This is a genomic window from Methanobrevibacter sp. (genome assembly GCF_030539875.1).
GTDB lineage: Archaea > Methanobacteriota > Methanobacteria > Methanobacteriales > Methanobacteriaceae > Methanocatella.
Map to the genome: position 1 here is coordinate 23,040 of NZ_JAUNXI010000003.1, position 19,436 is coordinate 42,475.

General features: G+C 31.7%; 20 protein-coding genes. 14 read left to right on the top strand and 6 right to left on the bottom strand.

Annotated elements, in window-relative coordinates; genetic code table 11:
* The first annotated feature begins 4 nt into the window (after positions 1-4).
* From Q4Q16_RS01540 to Q4Q16_RS01565, 6 genes are all read left to right on the top strand, one after another.
* Positions 5-355, top strand: coding sequence for an arsenate reductase family protein (locus Q4Q16_RS01540; RefSeq protein WP_303345683.1), 351 nt, complete (start codon positions 5-7; stop codon positions 353-355).
* A 367-nt stretch (positions 356-722) separates the two neighbouring features.
* The gene (locus Q4Q16_RS01545) at positions 723-1,094 is read left to right on the top strand and encodes a helix-turn-helix domain-containing protein (protein ID WP_303345684.1); all 372 of its coding nucleotides are present in this window, start codon (positions 723-725) and stop codon (positions 1,092-1,094) included.
* A 565-nt stretch (positions 1,095-1,659) separates the two neighbouring features.
* Positions 1,660-5,859 carry an Ig-like domain repeat protein gene (locus tag Q4Q16_RS01550; protein WP_303345685.1) on the top strand — a complete coding sequence of 1,400 codons (4,200 nt, stop codon included), beginning with the start codon at positions 1,660-1,662 and terminating at the stop codon, positions 5,857-5,859.
* A 180-nt stretch (positions 5,860-6,039) separates the two neighbouring features.
* Positions 6,040-7,317, top strand: a complete 1,278-nt coding sequence (gene serS, locus Q4Q16_RS01555; protein ID WP_303345686.1) for a serine--tRNA ligase — start codon at positions 6,040-6,042, stop codon at positions 7,315-7,317.
* A gap of 69 nt (positions 7,318-7,386) precedes the next feature.
* On the top strand, positions 7,387-8,019 hold the full coding sequence (locus tag Q4Q16_RS01560; protein ID WP_303345687.1) for a flavodoxin family protein: 633 nt from the start codon (positions 7,387-7,389) through the stop codon (positions 8,017-8,019).
* A gap of 129 nt (positions 8,020-8,148) precedes the next feature.
* Positions 8,149-8,907, top strand: a complete 759-nt coding sequence (locus Q4Q16_RS01565; RefSeq protein ID WP_303345688.1) for a hypothetical protein — start codon at positions 8,149-8,151, stop codon at positions 8,905-8,907.
* Between the two features lie 70 nt (positions 8,908-8,977).
* Here the strand turns inward: Q4Q16_RS01565 and Q4Q16_RS01570 are convergent, their stop codons facing one another.
* A complete protein-coding gene (locus Q4Q16_RS01570; RefSeq protein WP_303345689.1) occupies positions 8,978-9,463 on the bottom strand; it encodes a DUF308 domain-containing protein in 486 nt (161 codons plus the stop codon).
* A gap of 59 nt (positions 9,464-9,522) precedes the next feature.
* On the opposite strand from Q4Q16_RS01570, the gene Q4Q16_RS01575 reads away from it, so the two are divergent.
* Together Q4Q16_RS01575 and Q4Q16_RS01580 are read left to right on the top strand one after the other, a co-directional pair.
* The gene (locus tag Q4Q16_RS01575) at positions 9,523-10,041 is read left to right on the top strand and encodes a nitroreductase family protein (protein WP_368660203.1); all 519 of its coding nucleotides are present in this window, start codon (positions 9,523-9,525) and stop codon (positions 10,039-10,041) included.
* Complete coding sequence (locus Q4Q16_RS01580) at positions 10,028-11,206, top strand: MalY/PatB family protein (RefSeq protein ID WP_303345691.1); 1,179 nt, start codon at positions 10,028-10,030, stop codon at positions 11,204-11,206. Before Q4Q16_RS01575 ends, Q4Q16_RS01580 begins: the two co-directional genes overlap by 14 nt.
* Here Q4Q16_RS01580 and nudC read toward each other — a convergent pair.
* Complete coding sequence (gene nudC / locus Q4Q16_RS01585; RefSeq protein WP_303345692.1) at positions 11,177-11,971, bottom strand: NAD(+) diphosphatase; 795 nt, start codon at positions 11,969-11,971, stop codon at positions 11,177-11,179. The two genes, Q4Q16_RS01580 and nudC, sit on opposite strands and share 30 nt — an antisense overlap.
* Positions 11,972-12,043: 72 nt before the next feature.
* On the opposite strand from nudC, the gene Q4Q16_RS01590 reads away from it, so the two are divergent.
* Positions 12,044-12,547 (top strand): ferritin, encoded by a 504-nt coding sequence (locus tag Q4Q16_RS01590; RefSeq protein ID WP_303345693.1) that lies wholly within the window; start codon positions 12,044-12,046, stop codon positions 12,545-12,547.
* A 168-nt stretch (positions 12,548-12,715) separates the two neighbouring features.
* On the top strand, positions 12,716-13,699 hold the full coding sequence (locus Q4Q16_RS01595) for a beta-ribofuranosylaminobenzene 5'-phosphate synthase (RefSeq protein WP_303345703.1): 984 nt from the start codon (positions 12,716-12,718) through the stop codon (positions 13,697-13,699).
* A gap of 178 nt (positions 13,700-13,877) precedes the next feature.
* Here Q4Q16_RS01595 and Q4Q16_RS01600 read toward each other — a convergent pair whose 3' ends face one another.
* Positions 13,878-14,318: an ACT domain-containing protein gene (locus Q4Q16_RS01600; protein WP_303345704.1), complete on the bottom strand. Its 441-nt coding sequence runs from the start codon at positions 14,316-14,318 to the stop codon at positions 13,878-13,880.
* On the bottom strand, positions 14,319-15,620 hold the full coding sequence (locus Q4Q16_RS01605) for a phenylacetate--CoA ligase family protein (RefSeq protein ID WP_303345706.1): 1,302 nt from the start codon (positions 15,618-15,620) through the stop codon (positions 14,319-14,321).
* Between the two features lie 212 nt (positions 15,621-15,832).
* Between Q4Q16_RS01605 and Q4Q16_RS01610 the strand changes: the two genes are divergently transcribed.
* The 4 genes from Q4Q16_RS01610 to Q4Q16_RS01625 all read left to right on the top strand — a co-directional run bounded on the left by Q4Q16_RS01610 (position 15,833) and on the right by Q4Q16_RS01625 (position 17,939).
* The gene (locus Q4Q16_RS01610; RefSeq protein WP_303345708.1) at positions 15,833-16,543 is read left to right on the top strand and encodes a DUF2162 domain-containing protein; all 711 of its coding nucleotides are present in this window, start codon (positions 15,833-15,835) and stop codon (positions 16,541-16,543) included.
* A gap of 16 nt (positions 16,544-16,559) precedes the next feature.
* Positions 16,560-17,204 (top strand): MotA/TolQ/ExbB proton channel family protein, encoded by a 645-nt coding sequence (locus Q4Q16_RS01615; protein ID WP_303345710.1) that lies wholly within the window; start codon positions 16,560-16,562, stop codon positions 17,202-17,204.
* Between the two features lie 7 nt (positions 17,205-17,211).
* Positions 17,212-17,532, top strand: coding sequence for a DUF2149 domain-containing protein (locus Q4Q16_RS01620; RefSeq protein WP_303345711.1), 321 nt, complete (start codon positions 17,212-17,214; stop codon positions 17,530-17,532).
* A gap of 89 nt (positions 17,533-17,621) precedes the next feature.
* On the top strand, positions 17,622-17,939 hold the full coding sequence (locus tag Q4Q16_RS01625; protein ID WP_303345716.1) for a transcription factor S: 318 nt from the start codon (positions 17,622-17,624) through the stop codon (positions 17,937-17,939).
* 39 nt (positions 17,940-17,978) lie between these two features.
* On the opposite strand, the gene Q4Q16_RS01630 is transcribed toward Q4Q16_RS01625, so the two are convergent.
* Entirely contained in the window at positions 17,979-18,650 is a 672-nt protein-coding gene (locus tag Q4Q16_RS01630; RefSeq protein WP_303345718.1) for a phosphate uptake regulator PhoU, read from the bottom strand.
* Between the two features lie 22 nt (positions 18,651-18,672).
* Positions 18,673-19,425: a phosphate ABC transporter ATP-binding protein PstB gene (gene pstB, locus Q4Q16_RS01635; RefSeq protein WP_303345720.1), complete on the bottom strand. Its 753-nt coding sequence runs from the start codon at positions 19,423-19,425 to the stop codon at positions 18,673-18,675.
* Positions 19,426-19,436 lie beyond the last annotated feature (11 nt).

The window sequence follows — 19,436 nt, forward strand, 5'->3', positions numbered from 1 at the left end:
AACGGTGTTATTTGTACAATATCCAAAATGTTCCACATCAAGAAAAGCTATGAAATGGTTAGACGAACACAATATAGAATACGAATTAAGGCATATTGTAGAAGATAATCCTAAAGAGGATGAACTTGAAGAATGGTATAATAAATCTGATCTGCCTTTAAAAAGATTTTTCAACACCAGCGGCAAGATATACAGAGAAAATAAAATAAAAGATAAACTTCCTGAAATGTCTCAAAAAGATCAGTTCAAACTTTTAGCCACAGATGGAATGCTTGTTAAAAGGCCAATTGTTGTAGATGATGATTTTGTGTTGGTTGGATTTAAAGTTAAAGAATGGGAAGAAAAACTGTTATAATCTTTTAAATTAAAAAAAATAGAATAATGGCAATGATAATTATATCATGCCGAAAATGAGAGATGGCTTTTTGTATTAATTCTTTAGGGAATATTTTGGGATTGGTATTTTAAGCTCAACGCTTTTTTCAAAAAAGTCTTGAAATCACATGATTATATTTTTTTTATTTGCTTTATTTTCTATTGGGAGGAAAATGGAGGGTCATGTTCATTCACAGGTTTTTTGATTTATCACCATCTCTTCAATACATCTATTGGACAAATCATATTTAAATGCTTTTGGTAACCATTTGCTCACCATAATCATTAACTTTAAATATTTAAAAAATAATTATTTATTAAATAATAAATTTATTGGAGGGTTTATTGTGAATGCAAATGCTCAATTAAATAGTTTCCCAATAGATAATGTTATTCAATTAATTCGAAAAAAATGGGTTGTGCAAATCATAAACGATTTATTTTTTGGCAAATCCCGTTTCCATGAATTTAAAGAAGATAAACCTAAATTATCCAATAGAGTTTTAAGCAGTTGTCTTAAAGATATGGAGGATAATGGTTTAATTAAGCGCATAGCTGACAAATATGATAAAAAGAATGTTAGATATTATCTGACTGAAAAGGGTCGGTCATTAAATAAGATAATGTATGAAATGGCAATATTCAGTGTTGACCGTGAAAACTATACTGATAAAACTAAAACAGAACTTAAGTCTGTTTTTAGGGAAAAATTATTATAATCTGTTGTAGTGATTGGACCTTCAATAATGTAAAATTAATTTAATTTTACATTTTTTTTCTATTTTTTTTAGACTTATTTTTTATAACTTTTTAAATGTTTTTGTCCATGTTTTATACACAAAATCCGGTTCAAAAATTGTTTTATTTTGGATTTTTAATATTTTTATAGCTTTTTGATTATTTGACCTTATTTTTAAATGTTAGTGATTATATGTATTGTTTTTTACTATAACTTAAATGAAATCAATGATTTTAGATTAAATAGCTTATAATCACATGTTATTTTATATAATGGGTCTTGTACTTACTGTTTGTAATTTGATATAATCTGTTATCTTAATATTTCATTTCATATACTTTAAAATTTTTATAGCTAGATTCATATTCATTTGTTCTTAATATCTTATTTTTATTATATTTTAACCTTATTTTTAAAAATTAGACTCATTTAAAGTGTTTTAAGGAATAAAAAGCTTTATATAAGATATTTGACTAAACGTATTCTTGAAGTGAGACGGATGTCTCATGGATGAAATAAAAAAATTGTTATGGAGGTAAAATATTTTGAACAAACAAATGTTACTTGCATTATTGGTTGCAATGGCTGCTGTATTATCAGCGGGTGCAGTCTCAGCAGGTGATGTAAATGTTACAGATTCATATTCTGCAAACTTACTTGATAACTCATCTGATATTTCAACCCAAATAGATGATGATGCTGACTCATCTGTGAGTTCTGCATCTGAAGGGACAAATGTTGATAATGATTTGTCTGTAGGTGAAGGAGTTTTGGAATCTGGAGAATCAAATAATTTATCGACTAACGCTGAAAATAACTCTTTAAGTGATGGTGCTGATGAAGATGATTCATCAAATTTAGAAAACAATAGTTCTCAAACTATTGATGCATCTAATACTGTTACTTCAAAAGATCTTACTAAATATTACAAAGGAAGCAACCAATACTATGCAACATTCCTGGATAAGTATGGTAATCCGCTGGTTAATAGTGAAGTTAATATTACTGTTAATGGAGTTACTTATACTAGAATGACTGATGAGTTTGGGGTTGCTTTTTTAGAAATAAATCTTTACCCAGGATTATACAATATTACATCTGAAAATCCTATTACTGGTTTTAAGCTTATTAATGTCATTAAAGTTTTATCTACTGTTAGTTCAAAAGATCTTACTAAGTATTATAAAGGAAGTAATCAATACCAGGCAACTTTTTTAGATGGAAATGGAAATCCATTAGCAAATACTAATGTTAAAATTTCTGTTAATGGAGTTACATATACTAAAAAGACTAATTCGAAAGGTGTTGCTTCCCTAACCATTAATCTTAATCCTGGAACATATACGATTACATCTCAAGATCCTGTTTCCGGTTATAAACTTAAAAATACAATTAAGGTTTTATCCACTATCACTGCAAGTGATATTTCCAAAGTTTACACTGACGGAAGGCTGTTTTATGCAACATTCTTAAACAGTGAAGGTAAACCTTTAACTAATAAAAATGTTAAGTTTAAGATTAACGGAAAAACATACACTAAGAAAACTAATGGTAAAGGTGTTGCTAGTCTTTCAATGACCAGTCTCAAGACAGGTACATACAAAATCATTTCTTATAACGTTGACGGTTTAACAAAAACCAACACAGTTAAAGTAATCAGTAAGACTAGTTCTAAACTTATTTCCAGTAGTTACACATTCTTTGAAAGTGATAAGAAGGTTATTAAAGTTACATTGCATAACGGTTTAGGTTATGCTCCGGGCAGCGGAAAAGTAATTAAATTCACAATTAACGGTAAAACATATTCTGCAAAGAGTAATAGTGCAGGGGTAGCTTCACTTACATTGCCTTATTTAAAGGAAGGCACTTATACAGTAAAATACAGTTTTGCAGGAAATATTTTCTATACAGCATCCAGTGCTTCTAATAAAGTATATATATTTTCCAGTAAAACGCCTAAATTCACTGTTAAAAGTGGAACTACTTTTGGTAAAGGTGCTGATTTACCATTTAAAGTTGCATTAACTTCAGGTAATACGCCTTTAGCGAAAAAAACTGTTATTTTCACTGTTAATGGTGTGTCATATACTAAAACCACTGATGAGAAGGGAATAGTTTCATTGCCTATTGGTCTAAATCCGGGCAAATACACTATAACCTACAAATTTAATGGCGATTCAATATTTAACGCCAAAACTGGATCTTCAACTATCACAACTAAAGAAAGAGTTCCTGTTAATCTTGTTTGGAAAAGCGGAAATTCCTTCAGCCAGGGTGCACAAACTTACAAAATTTTACTACAGGATAACTCCGGTAAGGCTTTAGGCGGTAAAGTAATTAAACTGACTGTTAATTCCAAAACCTATCAGGCTACTACAGCTTCAAATGGATATGCAACATTTAATGTAAATCTTGCAGCTGGAAATTATTCAGTTTCACTTAATTATCTTGCAACTGGTGATAATGATTATGCACCTAGTTCTGGTAAGGTTAATATTTCTGTTGATAAAAAACCAAATGATGCTTATGGATATTGGGTTTATGGACAAGATATGAAGAGTGTAAGCCTTAATAACTTAGCTTCACAGGGAACTACTGATTTATTCTTAAACTTTAAAGCGATTGAAACTCATGGTCAATCTGTGGTGGAATCATGGATAGATAATGCTAAAAAGTTAGGAATGAGGGTTCATATTTGGATGCAGGTATTTATGGAAGGTGGAACTTGGACAAATCCTGTTAAGGACGGTAAGCCTAATACAGCATTTTTTGAGAAAAAAATAACTGAAGCTCAAAAATATGCAAAAATTAAAGGTATTGCAGGAGTACACCTGGATTATTTAAGATATCCAGGCAATGCTAATGAGACTGTTGGCGGTACTGAAGCTATAAATACTTTTGTTAAAGATATCGTTGGAGCTATTCATAATATTGATTCTAATATTATCGTTTCATGTGCATTGATGCCTGAAACTACAAGCAGTGCATATTACTACGGTCAGGATTATTCTGTGATCAGTAAATACATGGATGTAGTTGTTCCAATGATTTATAAAGGAAACTACGGCAAAACTTCAGCATGGATTACAACCACTGCAAAATGGTATATTGACAATTCCAAAGGAGCTCAGGTATGGGCAGGTATACAGGGATATGTATCTGATTCAAATCCTACCAAACTATCAGCTTCTGCCATTAAAACTGATGCACAGGCTGCATTTAATAGTAAAGCTCCAGGAATAATCATATTCAGATGGGGTACAACTAACTTTGTGGATTTCAATTCATTATCTCAAACATCCTCAAGTGTTAGTGGGTACGTATCAATTGAAGAGATTATAGCTACTGCAATTAACTTAAAGAATACTATTGATTCAAAAAAAGAAATTCCAAAAACAGTTACTGTTGCAGGAGTAAGTTATTCAATTTCCCAGTTCTTGTATCTGATGAGTGAAGCTGTCAAGCAGATTAATGCAGGCAAAGCTTCATCACAAATTAAACCAGTTTCATCAGGCAATCCTGCTGATCCTTCCGGTTCATTTAAAGGTACTTTAACAACTGCACAATATGTTGATGTGGCAAAAAGAGTAAGTTCTTATATTGTAAGTAACGGTCGTGCTCCAAACTATGCGAGTTTAGGTAATAGTGAAATTAAGTACGAGTCTTTAATAGAATTGTTTGCTAAAGTTTTAGCAGATTATTATGATAATCAAAAATTGCCAAGCAGTGAATCTGTGGGTGTTAGTACAAATACGAATACAAATCCGCAGCCTATAACTAAAACAATATCTGTTAAGAATATTGTTCTTGGCGCTTCTAATTTGAAATCATACTATGAAAAAAATAAGGTATTGCCGTCCACTGTTACTGTGGCGGGAATTAAATTTTCATTACATGATTTCATGTATTTGATGAGTCAGGCCATTTATCAATTAGGTAACTCCAATACTAAGGACATTACTATAGTTGAAGGCATATCTGCTCCAAGCAATCCTTCCGGAGATACTATCAAATCAAAGGATTTGGATAAAGCCAACTTTATTAAAGTAGCTCAAAATACTGCAAGCTATATGAAAACTAATAAAAAAGCTCCTAATTACTCTGGTTCTGCAGTAGGTAATATTATTTACTCTGAACTAGTTGATGCATTTTCACGTATCTTGGCTTTCTATAGTACTAATAATCGTTTACCTAATACTGTAACCATTAGTCATTCCGCTTCCGGATCTAGTTCTGAATCTGGAGTTGGGGCTACTGGTACCGGGTTAAATGAGAAAAATACTATCAAAGACTTAACAGCATATCTTAAAGCTTCTACTAACTGTCAGGTGAATAATGCTAAAATCAAAGCTCTGGTTGATTCATTAACTAAAGGTTTAACTTCTGATGAAGCCAAGGCTAAAAAGATATTTGAATATGTAAGGGATACTTTATCTTATAGTTTCTATTACAACACCAAATATGGTGCAGTAGGCACTTTAAATGCCAAAGCAGGAAACTGTGTAGATCACTCACACTTATTAGTTGCCATGTACAGAAATGCAGGACTCGCAGCCAGATATGTCCACGGAACATGTAAATTTACCAGTGGAAGCACATACGGTCACGTATGGGTTCAAGTGTTAGTTGGTGACACATGGCGTGTTGTTGACGCAACAAGCTCAAGAAATTCATTTGGAAAAGTAGCAAATTGGAATACAAACTCCTTTACCTTAAAAGGAATATATTCTAGTCTTTCATTCTAATTTCCTACTTCTTTTTTTATTTTTTTCAATCTTGTATAAATCCTCAAATTAATACACCCAGATTTACTATTTTTTGCTGTTTTTAATAATTTTTTAAAATCTTTTTTTATGAATTAATCATTACATTTAAAAAATAAAAAAATCATATTATATAATGATTAAAAAATCAGGGGACAAAAATTGTTAGATATAAAATTATTCAGAGAAAATCCTCAATTAATTATTGACTCTGAAAAGAAGAGATTTAGAGACACAGTAAATGTCGAAAAAGTAATTGAATATGATAATTTATGGAGAGACGGTGAGAAAAAACTTAACTTGCTCAGGTCTGAAAAGAATAAATTGTCTAAATCATTTAAAAAAGCAAAAGAAGAAGGTAATTTTGAAGAGGTTATCGCCAAATCCAAACAGGTGGCTAATGATATTAAGGAATTAAGTGCTAAAAATGCAGACTTTCTTAAACTTAGAGATGATTACAGATATAAAGTTGGAAACATTATTGATGAGGATGTGCCGATTTCAGATACCGAAGACGATAATGTGGTGATTACAACCTACGGTGAAATTCCAGAGTATGATTTTGAACTTTTAAACCATGTAGATTTAATTAAAAAAATCGATGGAGCCGACCTTGAAACTGCTGCTGAAATTTCAGGGGCTCGTTTCTACTACTTAAAAAGGGATATTTTGCATCTGAACCTGGCATTAATCCAATTTGCATTATCAGAACTTGAAGCCGAAGGATATATTCCGATGCAGACACCATTTTTTGTCAAAGGTGAAGTTGCAGCCGAAACCTCTGAACTTGGTGAATTTGAAGAAACATTATACAAAGTGGAAAATGAAGATTTGTATCTGATTGCAACTGCTGAGCAGACATTAGCGGCGCTTCACAGAAATGAAATAATTTCACCGGAAGACCTGCCATTGAGATACTGTGCACTTTCAACCTGTTTTAGAAAAGAAGCAGGATCTCACGGAAAGGATACCTTAGGAATATTTAGGGTTCACCAATTTGAAAAAATTGAACAGTTCATTTATTCAACACCTGATGATTCAAGAAATCAGCATAATCATTTAATGGAAGTAACTGAGAGGATTTATCAGAAATTAGGTCTTCCATATCAGATAATAGCTATTGTTTCATCTGCTTTAAATGATAATGCAGCTATCAAATATGATTTGGAAGCATGGTTTCCGGGTTCCGGAGCATTTAGAGAATTAGTTTCCTGCACTAACTGTAAAGATTATCAGGCACGTAAAACTAAAACACGTTATGGAAAAGCCGGTTCCGGAGATGCTCAGGTATTGCACACTTTAAACAGTACTGCTATTGCTACTGAGAGAACCATGTGCTGTATTTTAGAAAATTACCAACAGGCCGACGGCAGTGTCAAGATTCCTGAAGTGTTAGTCCCTTACATGAACGGAAAAACTATTATTGAAGTTAAAAAATAATATTTTATTTAAAAGTGTGTATTTTCACACATTTTACTATTTTTTTAATTAAGTTTTTAATGTGATTAAATGAAAACAATTGTAATTAATGCAAGTCCGAGGAAAAAATGGAATACGGCTGAAATAATGCAGTCTGCTCAAAAGGGAGCTGAATCTGTTGGTGCTGAAACCGAATATTTTAATTTATATGATTTGGTTTTTACAGGTTGCAGGAGCTGTCTTGCTTGTAAATTAAAAGAAAAAACTAAAGGCATATGTTACTGGAGAGATGATTTATCACCTTTAATTGAAAAAATATTGGATGCTGATGCTTTACTTATTGGGTCTCCGATTTATTTTGGCCAACCTACAAGTGAATTCAGAGCTTTGGTTGAAAGATTGATATTCTGCATTCTTTCTTATGATGATGGATCAAGCTATTATACCGGTAAAGTTGATGTTGGAATATTTTATACTATGAATGCTCCTTTGGATTATTATGAAAATTCTATGAAAGAAAGTTTGGCAAGCACCGAATTTTTATTCTCATTTTTAAACGGTAAAATTGTTTCATATCCTGTTTGCGATACAATTCAGGTAAGTGATTATTCTAAATTTAATATGGCTGGTTTTTCACAAGAGGCTAAAGAAAAACAATGGATTTTACAATTTCCAAAGGATTTGGAAAAAGCTTTTGAGATTGGTGCTGAATTAAGCAAATAATCTGGCCATTATTTTTTTTAAAATTTTTCCACGTATACATTTTTTTAAAATGAATACATTTATATACTTCCTTATCGCAATATATTATTGTATACAAAATTTAATTTTGTAATACAAATAGGTGATACAATGACAAACCAAAAAAGAACTAGAAAATTCGAATTCGGAAATGAAAGATTTGGAGGTTCATATACTCCAGGTGAATTTGAATTTAATTTTCCCGAAGATATGACACGTGAAGAGTTCGAAAAAATGTTTACCTCAAAAATGCAGGCTCTTCACAAAAGAAGTAATGATTTTGCAGAAGAAATATTCGATTACAAATCAAGAAAGGAAAACTTGAAACCTTTAAGTATACGTGTAAAACAGCATACAAAAGATTTCTTTAAGGACCAGTCAATTTTGTCTCCAAGAGATGTGCTTGAAATGTATGAAGAATTCAATAACGGAAGTGAAGCATTTATCAATTCATTAATTGAAGAAGAAAAAGAACTTAAAAATGAATTAAATCACATTCAGGAAAAATTACACAATGCAAAGCTATTTAAAGAAAAATTATGCGAAATGGAACCTCAAAATGAAGTATTGACTGATGAAGACAACATGATTAATCTTCAGAATTCATATGAAAATAGTGAAATTAAATCAATTGGAAATGAAACACCGTCTAAAAAAGCTCAAAATGATATTATAAATGAAATTCAAACATATAATACGCTGAAAGTCAGTTTCATTAATAACCAGTATTTGGTGATTACTGTTTATAATGATGTTCAGCCGGTTGTATATTATTTCAAAAATGAATATCAAAATGAGGATATCTGCGATATAATTAATCAAATTGAAGAGTTCTGCAAAAATAATAGTATTGATTTTAAAAAAAATTAAATAGTTAAAAGTGTGAGAATTTACTTTTCACACTTAAAAAATTTTTATCTGTTTTTATATTAACCGAGTTTCAATCATCCAATAAAAAGTTTAAGCCTTCAATAATTAAAACAATACCAATAATTATTGATATGTATATCGGCTGGTTAAGTGCAAATACTGCAAGTGCAATAACTACAATACCCATTAGTAAAACGAGTACTGATGTGAATGAGGATATACGATTCATTTTAGACAATAATCCAGTTATTCCAAATGCAATCATTATAAATCCAACAATATAGAACTGGAATGCAACTATAAATGAAATGGCATTGATAAAGAATATAAATGCAATTCCAAGAATAACTGATATGATTCCGATTATCATTACGGCAGTAGAGAATCTGTTTCTATAATTTCTCATATTATATCCCATGAGTATTGCTGAAATACCAAAGAACAATAAACTTAATCCAACAATTATTGAAATTAGTCCTGATGAAAACATAGGGAATAAAATGAATATTAAACCAAGAATAAAGCAGAATATTCCTGAGGGGTTTTCAATTTCCATTTAATTTTACCTCCATTATAAAAATAATTATTTATATGATAGTCATGTTATTTATAAATATGTTTGACTTTGATGAAGTAATTAACACAAGAAGAAGTATCCGCGAATATCAGGACAGGGACGTTGGCGATGATTTGATATTAAAAATATTAAAAGCGGGAATGCAAGCACCCGGATCAAGACTTGGTTGTGAACCTTGGGAATTTATTGTAATTAAAAACAAAGAAACTTTATCCTGCCTTGGTGAGATTAAACCTCGCGTGAAAAATGCACCTGTGGCAATTGTACTTGTTGCCAATATTAAAAGAGCATTTTATAAAACTGTTTGGCAACAGGATATGAGTGCTGCTGCTGAAAATATGTTGCTTGAAGCGGTCAATCTTGGCTTGGGCGGACTTTGGAATGGTGTTGCACCTGATGAGGAAAAAATGGTTAATGTTGCTGAAATTATTGGAATTGATGATATTGCTGATTTAAAACCGTTTTGTATAATTACAGTGGGTTATCCTGCTAAAGGCTGGCAGAATAAATTTATGGACAAATTTGATGAGGGAAGGATTCACTATGAAAAATATTAAATATGATTTTAAAACCGTAATAGACCGACGAAACACCAATTCAATGAAATGGGATTATTTTGGTGATGAACTGCCTATGTGGGTAGCAGATATGGATTTTAAAGTAGCGCCTGCCATACAGGAAGCAATTTTAAAAAGAATAAATCATCCTGTATACGGTTATACAATTGTTCCAGATGAATTATTTGATTCCTATATTGGATGGTGGGATAGAAGATATGGCTTTAAAATGTCTAAGGAGAACATGTTATATTCAATAGGGATAATGCCTTCCATATCATCAATAATAAGATGTTTGACCGATGATGGTGATGAAATATTAATCCAGTCTCCGGTTTATCATGTATTTTTCCATGTTATTGAAGAGAATAACCGTAAAGTCGTTGAAAATCAATTAGTATATGAAAATGGAAAATATTCAATTGATTTTAATGATTTGGAGGATAAATTATCAAAGGTTAAAATGATGATTCTCTGCAATCCCCACAATCCGATTGGTAAACTTTGGTCAAAAGAAGATTTGGCAAGAATAGGTGATTTATGCTCAAAGCATGATGTTATTTTAGTATCTGATGAAATTCACTGTGATTTAACAGATAATGGTCTTAAATATAATCCTTTTGAATTATCTTCAAATAATAAAAATACAATAACCTGCCTGTCCCCTTCAAAATCATTTAATATAGCCGGCTTTAAAAGTTCTATAGTTCACACTAAAAATAAAGAATTTTTAGAAAGTATTGAAACTCAGATGCATATTGATAATTCGGATTCATGTAATGTATTTGCTTCAATAGCGGTTATTGCAGCTTATAATGAATCGGAAGAATGGCTGGATGGGCTTAAGTATGTGCTGTTTGAAAACAGATCCTTTGTTAAAAAATATTTGGAAGAGGAATTGCCGATGATTAAATTGGTTGAAAGTGATGCAACTTATTTATTATGGCTTGACTGTTCAGGTTTAAAAATGCCTTCAAGAGAGTTATCTGACTTTTTAAGAAAAAAACAGGGGTTATTCCTATCTCCCGGTGTTGAATTTGGTCAAAATGGTGATGATTTCTTAAGGATGAATATAGCATGCCCTGAAAAATTGTTAAAAGATGGGCTTAAAAGGTTAAAAGACGGAATAAACGATTTAAACACTGTCAATAAAGTTCTGCATTAACCAGTCAGATATGCTGATGTCTGAGTCATATCTTATGATTTCATCTTTTTTAAACCATTTTGCCTTTAGGATTTCATCTCCGTCAACTTTAATGTCGCCAGATTCATATTCGCCACTAAAACCAAGCATTAGAGAGTTTGGAAATGGCCAGGATTGACTTTTTTCATATTTCAGATTTTTAATTTTAATTCCAACTTCTTCTAAAACTTCTCTGTGCACTGCTTCTTCAATGGATTCCCCAGGTTCAACAAAACCTGCTATTAAAGCATATTTTATTGTTTCATGATAGCTGTGTTTTGCCATGAGCAGTTCATCACCTTTTCTTATGGCTACAATAATTGCAGGGGCAATACGGGGATAATGGTTTTGACCGCACTCTGGGCATTTTAACATCATGTCTTTTTCATCTATTTGGGTCTTAGTGCCGCATTTTCCGCAAAATTGATGTGATATATACCAGTCGTTAACAAGAACGGCCTTTCCACTGATTAAATATAAATCTTTATCAAATTCGTAAATATCTTTAAGAGAGTAAAACGAGTCTTCTGTATTAACATTTGCAATAAATGCTTTTTTATTTTCATATTTTCCTATATATAAACAAAAATTGGTATCAAAGCCGTCAAGTGTATTAGGTAATTTATTATTTTCGTCCAGATATAATTCCCGTTTGCTGTTAAAAATAAAAATGTAATCGTTTTTTGTTGGTGTTATCTTATCATCAAAATCGATTGTGTAGTTTTCATAAAGTGACTTTTCAATCATATTATCAATTATGTCCTTCATTTATCTTAAAATTTATATGAAATTAACAACAAAAATTACAATGGTGATATAATGGTATCTGAAAATATGGAAAAAGCATTAAATGCTCAATTAAACGCTGAAATGTACTCAGGATATTTATACTTATCAATGGCAGCTTATTTTGAAGATGAAGACTTATCTGGTTTTGCTAATTGGATGAGAGTACAGGCAAATGAAGAATTAGATCACGGATTAAAATTCTATGACTACATTATTAGAAGAGGAGCTTCTGTTACATTGACTGAAATTGAAGCACCTCAAACTGAATGGGATGGTCCCCTTGCCGCATTTGAACATGTTTTAGAACATGAAAAAAAAGTAACTGGCCTTATTAATGATTTGGTAAACATTGCTATTGAAGAAAAAGATCACGCAACTAACAATTTCCTTCAATGGTTTGTTGAAGAGCAAGTTGAAGAAGAAGAAAATGCAATGGAACTGGTTGCTAAAGTTAAATTAGCTGATGGCGATAACAGATTAATTTACGAATTAAACAAAGAGTTGGCTACTCGCGTACCTTCTACCCAAGACTAGATTTTTTCTAGTCTAACTTTTTTTCTTTTATAATCATATAAATCTTTATTCTAGACCATTACAAAACCGCCATCAATCAGATGTTTAATTTTACTGATTTTTTTATGCAAAACTTTATAAAACTTCATATACATAAATATATAAGATAAATTTATATATGGTGAAAAAATGATTATTAGAGCACCTTCAAGAATACATATGTCTCTTATTGATTTAAATGGGTCATATAGAAGAGTCGATGGTGGAATTGGTCTTGCTTTACAGGACCCTCAATTTGTGTTAGAAGTTAAACAGATAGACAGCGGAATAGAACTCGAATTTGCAGATACCGTAGATGATGAAGAAGCAATTATGGAATGTAGTGAAAAAATTCCAAATGCTGCTAAAAGAACTGTTGAGCACTTCGGTATTGATTCCGGTTTTAAATTTATTGTTCATCAGACATATCCTCCACATTCAGGATTTGGAAGTGGAACTCAAATTGCCATATCAACCGCTCACCTAATAACTGAGACTATGGGTATTGAAGTAGAAAGCAGAACCCTTAGTAGTGTTGTTGGAAGGGGAGGAACTTCTGGAATAGGAACATATACTCATGATTTGGGAGGATTTATTGTAGACGGTGGTCACAGTAAAGAGGAAAAACCTTTATTTTTACCTTCAGGAGCTTCTAAAGCAAAGCCTGCAACATTGATTGCAAGATATGATTTTCCGGAAGAATGGAACATATTAATAGCCATTCCTAAAATAGAAAAACACATGGAAGGTGATGATGAAGTAGATGTTTTCCAAACTTATTGCCCTATTCCAAAAGAAGAAGTGGAGCAGGTATCTCACTTAATTTTAATGAATCTTATTCCATTCATGCTTGAAAAAGATATTAAAAACTTCGGATGGGCTGTAAGCCAACTTCAAAAAGTTGGATTCAACAAATTAGAACATTCCCTTGACGATAACTATTTGCCAATTATGAAAGCAATTGAAAATGCAGGTGCATATGGTGTAGGTATTTCTTCATTCGGCCCTGTTTTATACACTGTTTTTGATGAATCAAACGAGGAGATTGTTGAAAAAACTAAAGAGATTATTGGTGATAAGGGCACTGTCTTTGTAACTAAAGCGCAAAACCACGGATTCACCATAGAAAAATAAAATAAAATTACTGTTGTTCCTCTTTTCATGTTTACAAAAGTAAAACCATTATATGATTTGGAATGGCAATGATTTACTCAACCATTCGCCAAAAAACCTAAATCAATTAAAATTATTATTGATACTGAATTGAGATATTTTCTCAAGGTTAAAAAAAGAATAGATAATTAAAAATTATCTATAAATTGTATGCTTCACTGCTTGGAACAAGGGGTATGTTGTTTTCCTGTAATGCAGAAATCAATCCTTCAAGATTGTCAGTGTGAAGTAATAAAATAGCTTTATTTGTTTTATCATGTGTAAATGCATAAAGGTATTCTAAATCGATTTCATTATCTTTTAAGACTTTTAAAACTTCTGTAAGGCCGCCCGGTGCATCATTCATTTCAACACCGATGATGTCTGTAACCTTAACGAGGAAATTATTTTCCTCTAAAATTTCCTTTCCTTTTAACGGGTCATTTACAACAAGTCTTAAAATGCAGAATTCAGAAGTATCTGCCATGGACATTGCCCTAATATTTATATTGTTGTTGGAAAGTAATTCTAAAGGTTTTGATAAGCTGCCTTTTCTGTTTTCTAAAAATACTGATAACTGTTTGATTTTCATTTTCATCACCTAGTGCAAGTTTCTCTCATCAATTACTCTTTTAGCTTTTCCTTCGAATCTTGGTAATGTTTTTGGTTCAACGAGAGTTACTTTTACACGAATTCCAGTTTCATTTTCAATGGATTTACCAATTTTTTCTTGGATTGCTATCATTTCTTTTACACCATCAAAGAAAATATCCTGTGATGCTTCTACTTTCACTTCAATTTCATCTAAAGTTCCAGGCCTAGTAACTATAATCATGTAATGAGGCTCTACATCACCAACTTTAAGTAATGCTTTTTCGATTTGTGACGGGAAAATAGCTACTCCTTTTACTTTAATCATATCATCAGATCTGCCTGTTATTCTACTCATTCTTGCATGGGTTCTGCCGCAGCTGCATTTTTCATAGGTAAGTGTGGTTAAATCTTTTGTTCTAAATCTTATAACTGGCATTCCTTCTCTTTCCAAATTGGTTAAAACCAATTCTCCAGATTTTTCGCTGCCAATTACCTTTCCGGTATTAGGGTCAATAATTTCCGGATAGTAAATGTCTTCTGCTATGTGTAATCCGTTTTGTTCTCCGCATTCTACACCTATGCCCGGTCCCATAAGTTCTGTTAATCCATAGATGTTGTATGCTTTTGCTCCGAAAAGTTCTTCAACTCTTTGTCTGATTTCTTCAGTCCACATTTCGGCTCCAAAACCGATAGCTTTAATTCCTAAATCTTTTGGATTGATTCCGTCTTCAAGAGCAACTTCTCCAATATGGATTCCATATGATGGAGTAAATATTAATCCTGTAGTGCCGAAATCGCTCATGATTTCAATCTGTCTTCTAGTTTGGCCGGTGGAAATGGGGATAATTGTTGCACCTATTTTGTGACATCCGTAGTGAACTCCAAAACCCCCAGTAAACATTCCATATCCATGAGTGTTTTGCAATATATCTGCTTTACCGAGTCCCATCATTTTCAATCCTCGAGCAGTGGTTTCTGCCCAGGTATCTAAGTCTTTTTCAGTATATCCTGATACAACAGGTTTTCCTGTGGTTCCTGATGATGAATGTAATTCTTTAATTTCTTCAATATCTACTGCAAAAAGTCCAAAGGGATAACTTTCTCTCAGGTCATCTTTTGTGATAAATGGAAGTTTTTCAATATCTTTTAAAGTTTCTATATCTTCTGGATAAACTTCAGCTTGAGTATATCTTTTATTATAATAAGGTATTTTATTAAACGCTCTTTTTACTGTTGCTTGAAGTTTTTTTAATTGTAATTCCTCAAGGTCTTGCCTTGGCATTGTTTCAATTTCTTCATTCCAAAACATTTTTTGCCTCATTTTTTTATTAATACAATAAGTATATTTTTTCAATACCTTAAAAGTTACTGATTTTTATCTGTTTATTATTTAAATGATGAAATTTAATATATTAATGATAGTATTTAAGCTACACATCGATTTTAAAAAGTTTATATACTTAGTTTAACTAATATGTAAATGTAATTTATTAAATTAAGATTGATTTTGAGGAAATTAATATGGATATGATGAGTGTTTTATGGCAAGTTGGTATTTTTGCTTCGGTTCTTGTTTTTGGAATGAAAATTGGATTAGCTTCAGGTCTAGCTAATTTACCTAAAAAACTTTTTGCAGTAATCTGTCTGTCTTATGGTGGTGGAGTAATTCTTATTTCTTATATTGCTTCTTTTTTCGCAGAACAGCTAGTTCAGGCAATTTTTAGTTATAATACAATATTTTATATTATTATGGCTTCAATTATGATTGGTGCCGGTTTATTTACAATAAGAGAATGGAAAATACATGACAAGAATACGTCTACTGCAACTTCTCTTGCTATTATTGCTCCCTGTCCGTGCTGTTTTGGTTCGATTATTGCAAGTGTTTTAATTGTTGCACCGACTATCGGTGTAAGTTCACTTAATTTAAGCTGGTATGCAGCTATAGCATTAGTTGTTGTAATGATTGTAACTTACTTCGCGTCAAATATGATTGTTAGATTCATTAACAAACCATATCCTGTTGTTTTAGGTAATTTCATGCTTTTGATTGGAGCATATTTCTTACTTTCAGCAATTGTAATTCCAAATATTGCATCAGTTTTGTCAAAAACTGTAACTCCTATTGCAATTAGTTCTCCTCAAGATTTGCTTTTGATTATAATAACCTTCGTTATTTTAATTTTTGGCGGTATAATTTTAAATAAAAATAGTGGAAATATCTTAGAATAAAATTTAGGTGAAAATTATGGTTTTAAACATTCCTGGAGGAGAATTTTTAACAGGTTCTCTTGATGTAATATCTCAAAGTTTAACAATTCCTGTATTGGTTATTTTACTTGTTATTGTTATTATTTCAATTGTTACATTGGGAGGAGTTATAGCAGAGTATACTTCAAGAAAGAAAGTTCCAATCGGAACTATTAGAGATTTAATTTATGATATTAATGCTGCAGAATCTGTTGATGGATTAAAGGATGTAATTTCAAAATCTGAAATTCCAAAATCACAGAAAAAAGTTTTAAATGAAATTGCATTATCCGAATCTTTAGGCGTTTCTTCTAGAGAAGCTTTAGCCAGTAAGTTATTTGAATTTGAAGAAGAAAAAACTGTAGATTCATTACAAAAAACTGATATAATTACTCGTATCGGACCGACTTTAGGATTGATGGGTACTTTAATTCCGATGGGTCCTGGTCTTGCTGCTTTAGGTGCTGGAGATATTAATACTCTTGCAAATTCATTAACTGTTGCATTTAACACTACTATTGTAGGTATTGGTTCTGGTGCTTTATGTTACATTATCGGTAAAGTCAGAGCTTCATGGTATGACAGATATTTGTCAGATTTAGATGCTTTAATTGATGCTGTTTTAGATTATATGAATAAATAGTGGTTTTATGGTAAGGAAAAATTCAAGACGCAGGTCTAAAAGAGTTGAAGAAGACCCTATGGCAGGTACTACTAACCTTGTAGATGCGATGCTTGTGATTGCTGTCGGTTTTCTTGTTTTTGTTATTATAAGCTGGAATATGCAAGTAATGGTTGATCCAAATCAAAGTATACAGGATGCACTGCAAAAACAGACAACTGAAGTTGATCAGGGCAGTCAATTAAATGAAACACCAGATACTTCAAATAGTTCTGGTCAAGGTTATACTGAACTGGGTAAAGTATACAAAGACCCTGTTACCGGTAAGCTGATAATGGTGGAAGGTTAAACCTTCCACATCTAAACTTTTTTTTCGAATATTTTATAAACAACTTTTACTAAACTAATACTTACGAATTTTTAATGGTGTTTAATAATATGGAATTCTGTCCTGATTGTGGTGCAATGTTAATGCCTGAAAACGGCAGCATTAAATGCACATGCGGCTATGAAAAATCATTAAGTGATGAAGATTTAAAAGAACAATATCATATGGAAGGGGAAACCAATCCTGAGACAAAAGTGATTGTAACTGATAGGAATGATGTAGCACTGCCAACAACAAGAATTACTTGCTATAAATGCGGTGGAACAAAAGGATACTGGTGGACTGTGCAGACCCGTTCTGCTGATGAAGCGCCGACTAATTTTATTAGATGTGCTAAATGCGGAAACACTTGGAGAAGTTCAAATTAGCTTAAATTAAAAAAATAAAATAATAAAATTGTTTAAATTTTATTCTGATTCGATATCTGGCCTTTTGAAAGTTTGCATGAATATTATTCTTGAACCGATATTGACAGTTTTATCTGCAATTCTCTCAAAGTTCCTTGCAAGCAGGATTAGATCCATGAAATGTGAAATTATCTCTTTATTTTCAATCATTAACATTGTTTGGGCTAAAATTGAATCATATATCTCATCAACTTCATCATCATCAATAGCCAGTTGCCTTGCTTTTTGCATGTCCTGATTTAAAAAAGCGTAAACTGATTTTTCAAGCATGTCCTGAACATAATTTCCCATACATATTAATTCTTTGATTATTTTATCTGAAATTTCAATTTTCTGAATATTTTTTATGGATTCGGCGGTTTTCATTAATAAACGGCCAATTCTTTTAATGTGGCTTATTACTCTTGTTGCAGATTCAATAAATATCAGGTCATGTGCTACTGGCTGTTCTGTTGCCATGAATGTAATGCACTCTCTTTCTAAATCAACTGCTTTAATATCAATTTCTTTAGAACGGTTTAATATGTTATTATATAATTTTTCATCATAACAATCAAATAAAGAAATAACCTCTTTGTTGGATTTGATAGCTAAATTGCCTAATTCTTCTATATTATATTTAATTTTTGTAATTCTGTTTTCAAATGAAATGCTTGGGTACTCTTTATCCATATTTTCACCTTTTTTTAGTTGATTATCCGAATCTTCCTGTAATGTATTCTTCTGTTTTTTCTTCTTTCGGCTTAATGAAAAGTTCTTCTGTTTTTCCGGTTTCTATGATTTCACCATTTAAGAAAAATGAGGTATAGTCTGAAACTCTTGAAGCCTGCTGCATATTGTGTGTTACAATAATAATTGTATACTCTTTTTTAAGGCGGTGTATTAGATCTTCAATTTTAAGAGTTGAAATTGGATCCAGAGCAGAACAAGGTTCATCCATTAAAATGATTTTTGGATTATTGGCTATTGTTCTTGCAATGCATAATCTTTGCTGTTGGCCTCCAGACAATCCCATTGCGGACTGGTCAAGCTTGTCTTTAACTTCATCCCAAATAGCGGCTGCTTTTAAAGACTCAATCACTCTTTTTTTTATAAAATCCTCATCATCAATTCCATGAATCCTCAATCCATATGCCACATTCTCAAATATGGATTTTGGAAATGGATTTGCTTTTTGAAAGACCATGCCTATTTTTTTTCTTAATTCTACAACATCAACATCTCCGTCATAAATATTTTTATCATCCATGTAGATGTCTCCTTTATAATTAAAAGAAGGTATTAAATCGTTCATCCGGTTAATGGATCTTAAGAATGTCGATTTTCCGCAGCCGGAAGGGCCTATTAAGGCTGTTACCGTATTTTCCTGAATTTTAGTATTGATGTTTTTGAGAATATGGGTATCGTCAAAGTAGGTATTGAAATTTTTAACTGTAATTTTATCCATGATATAAACCT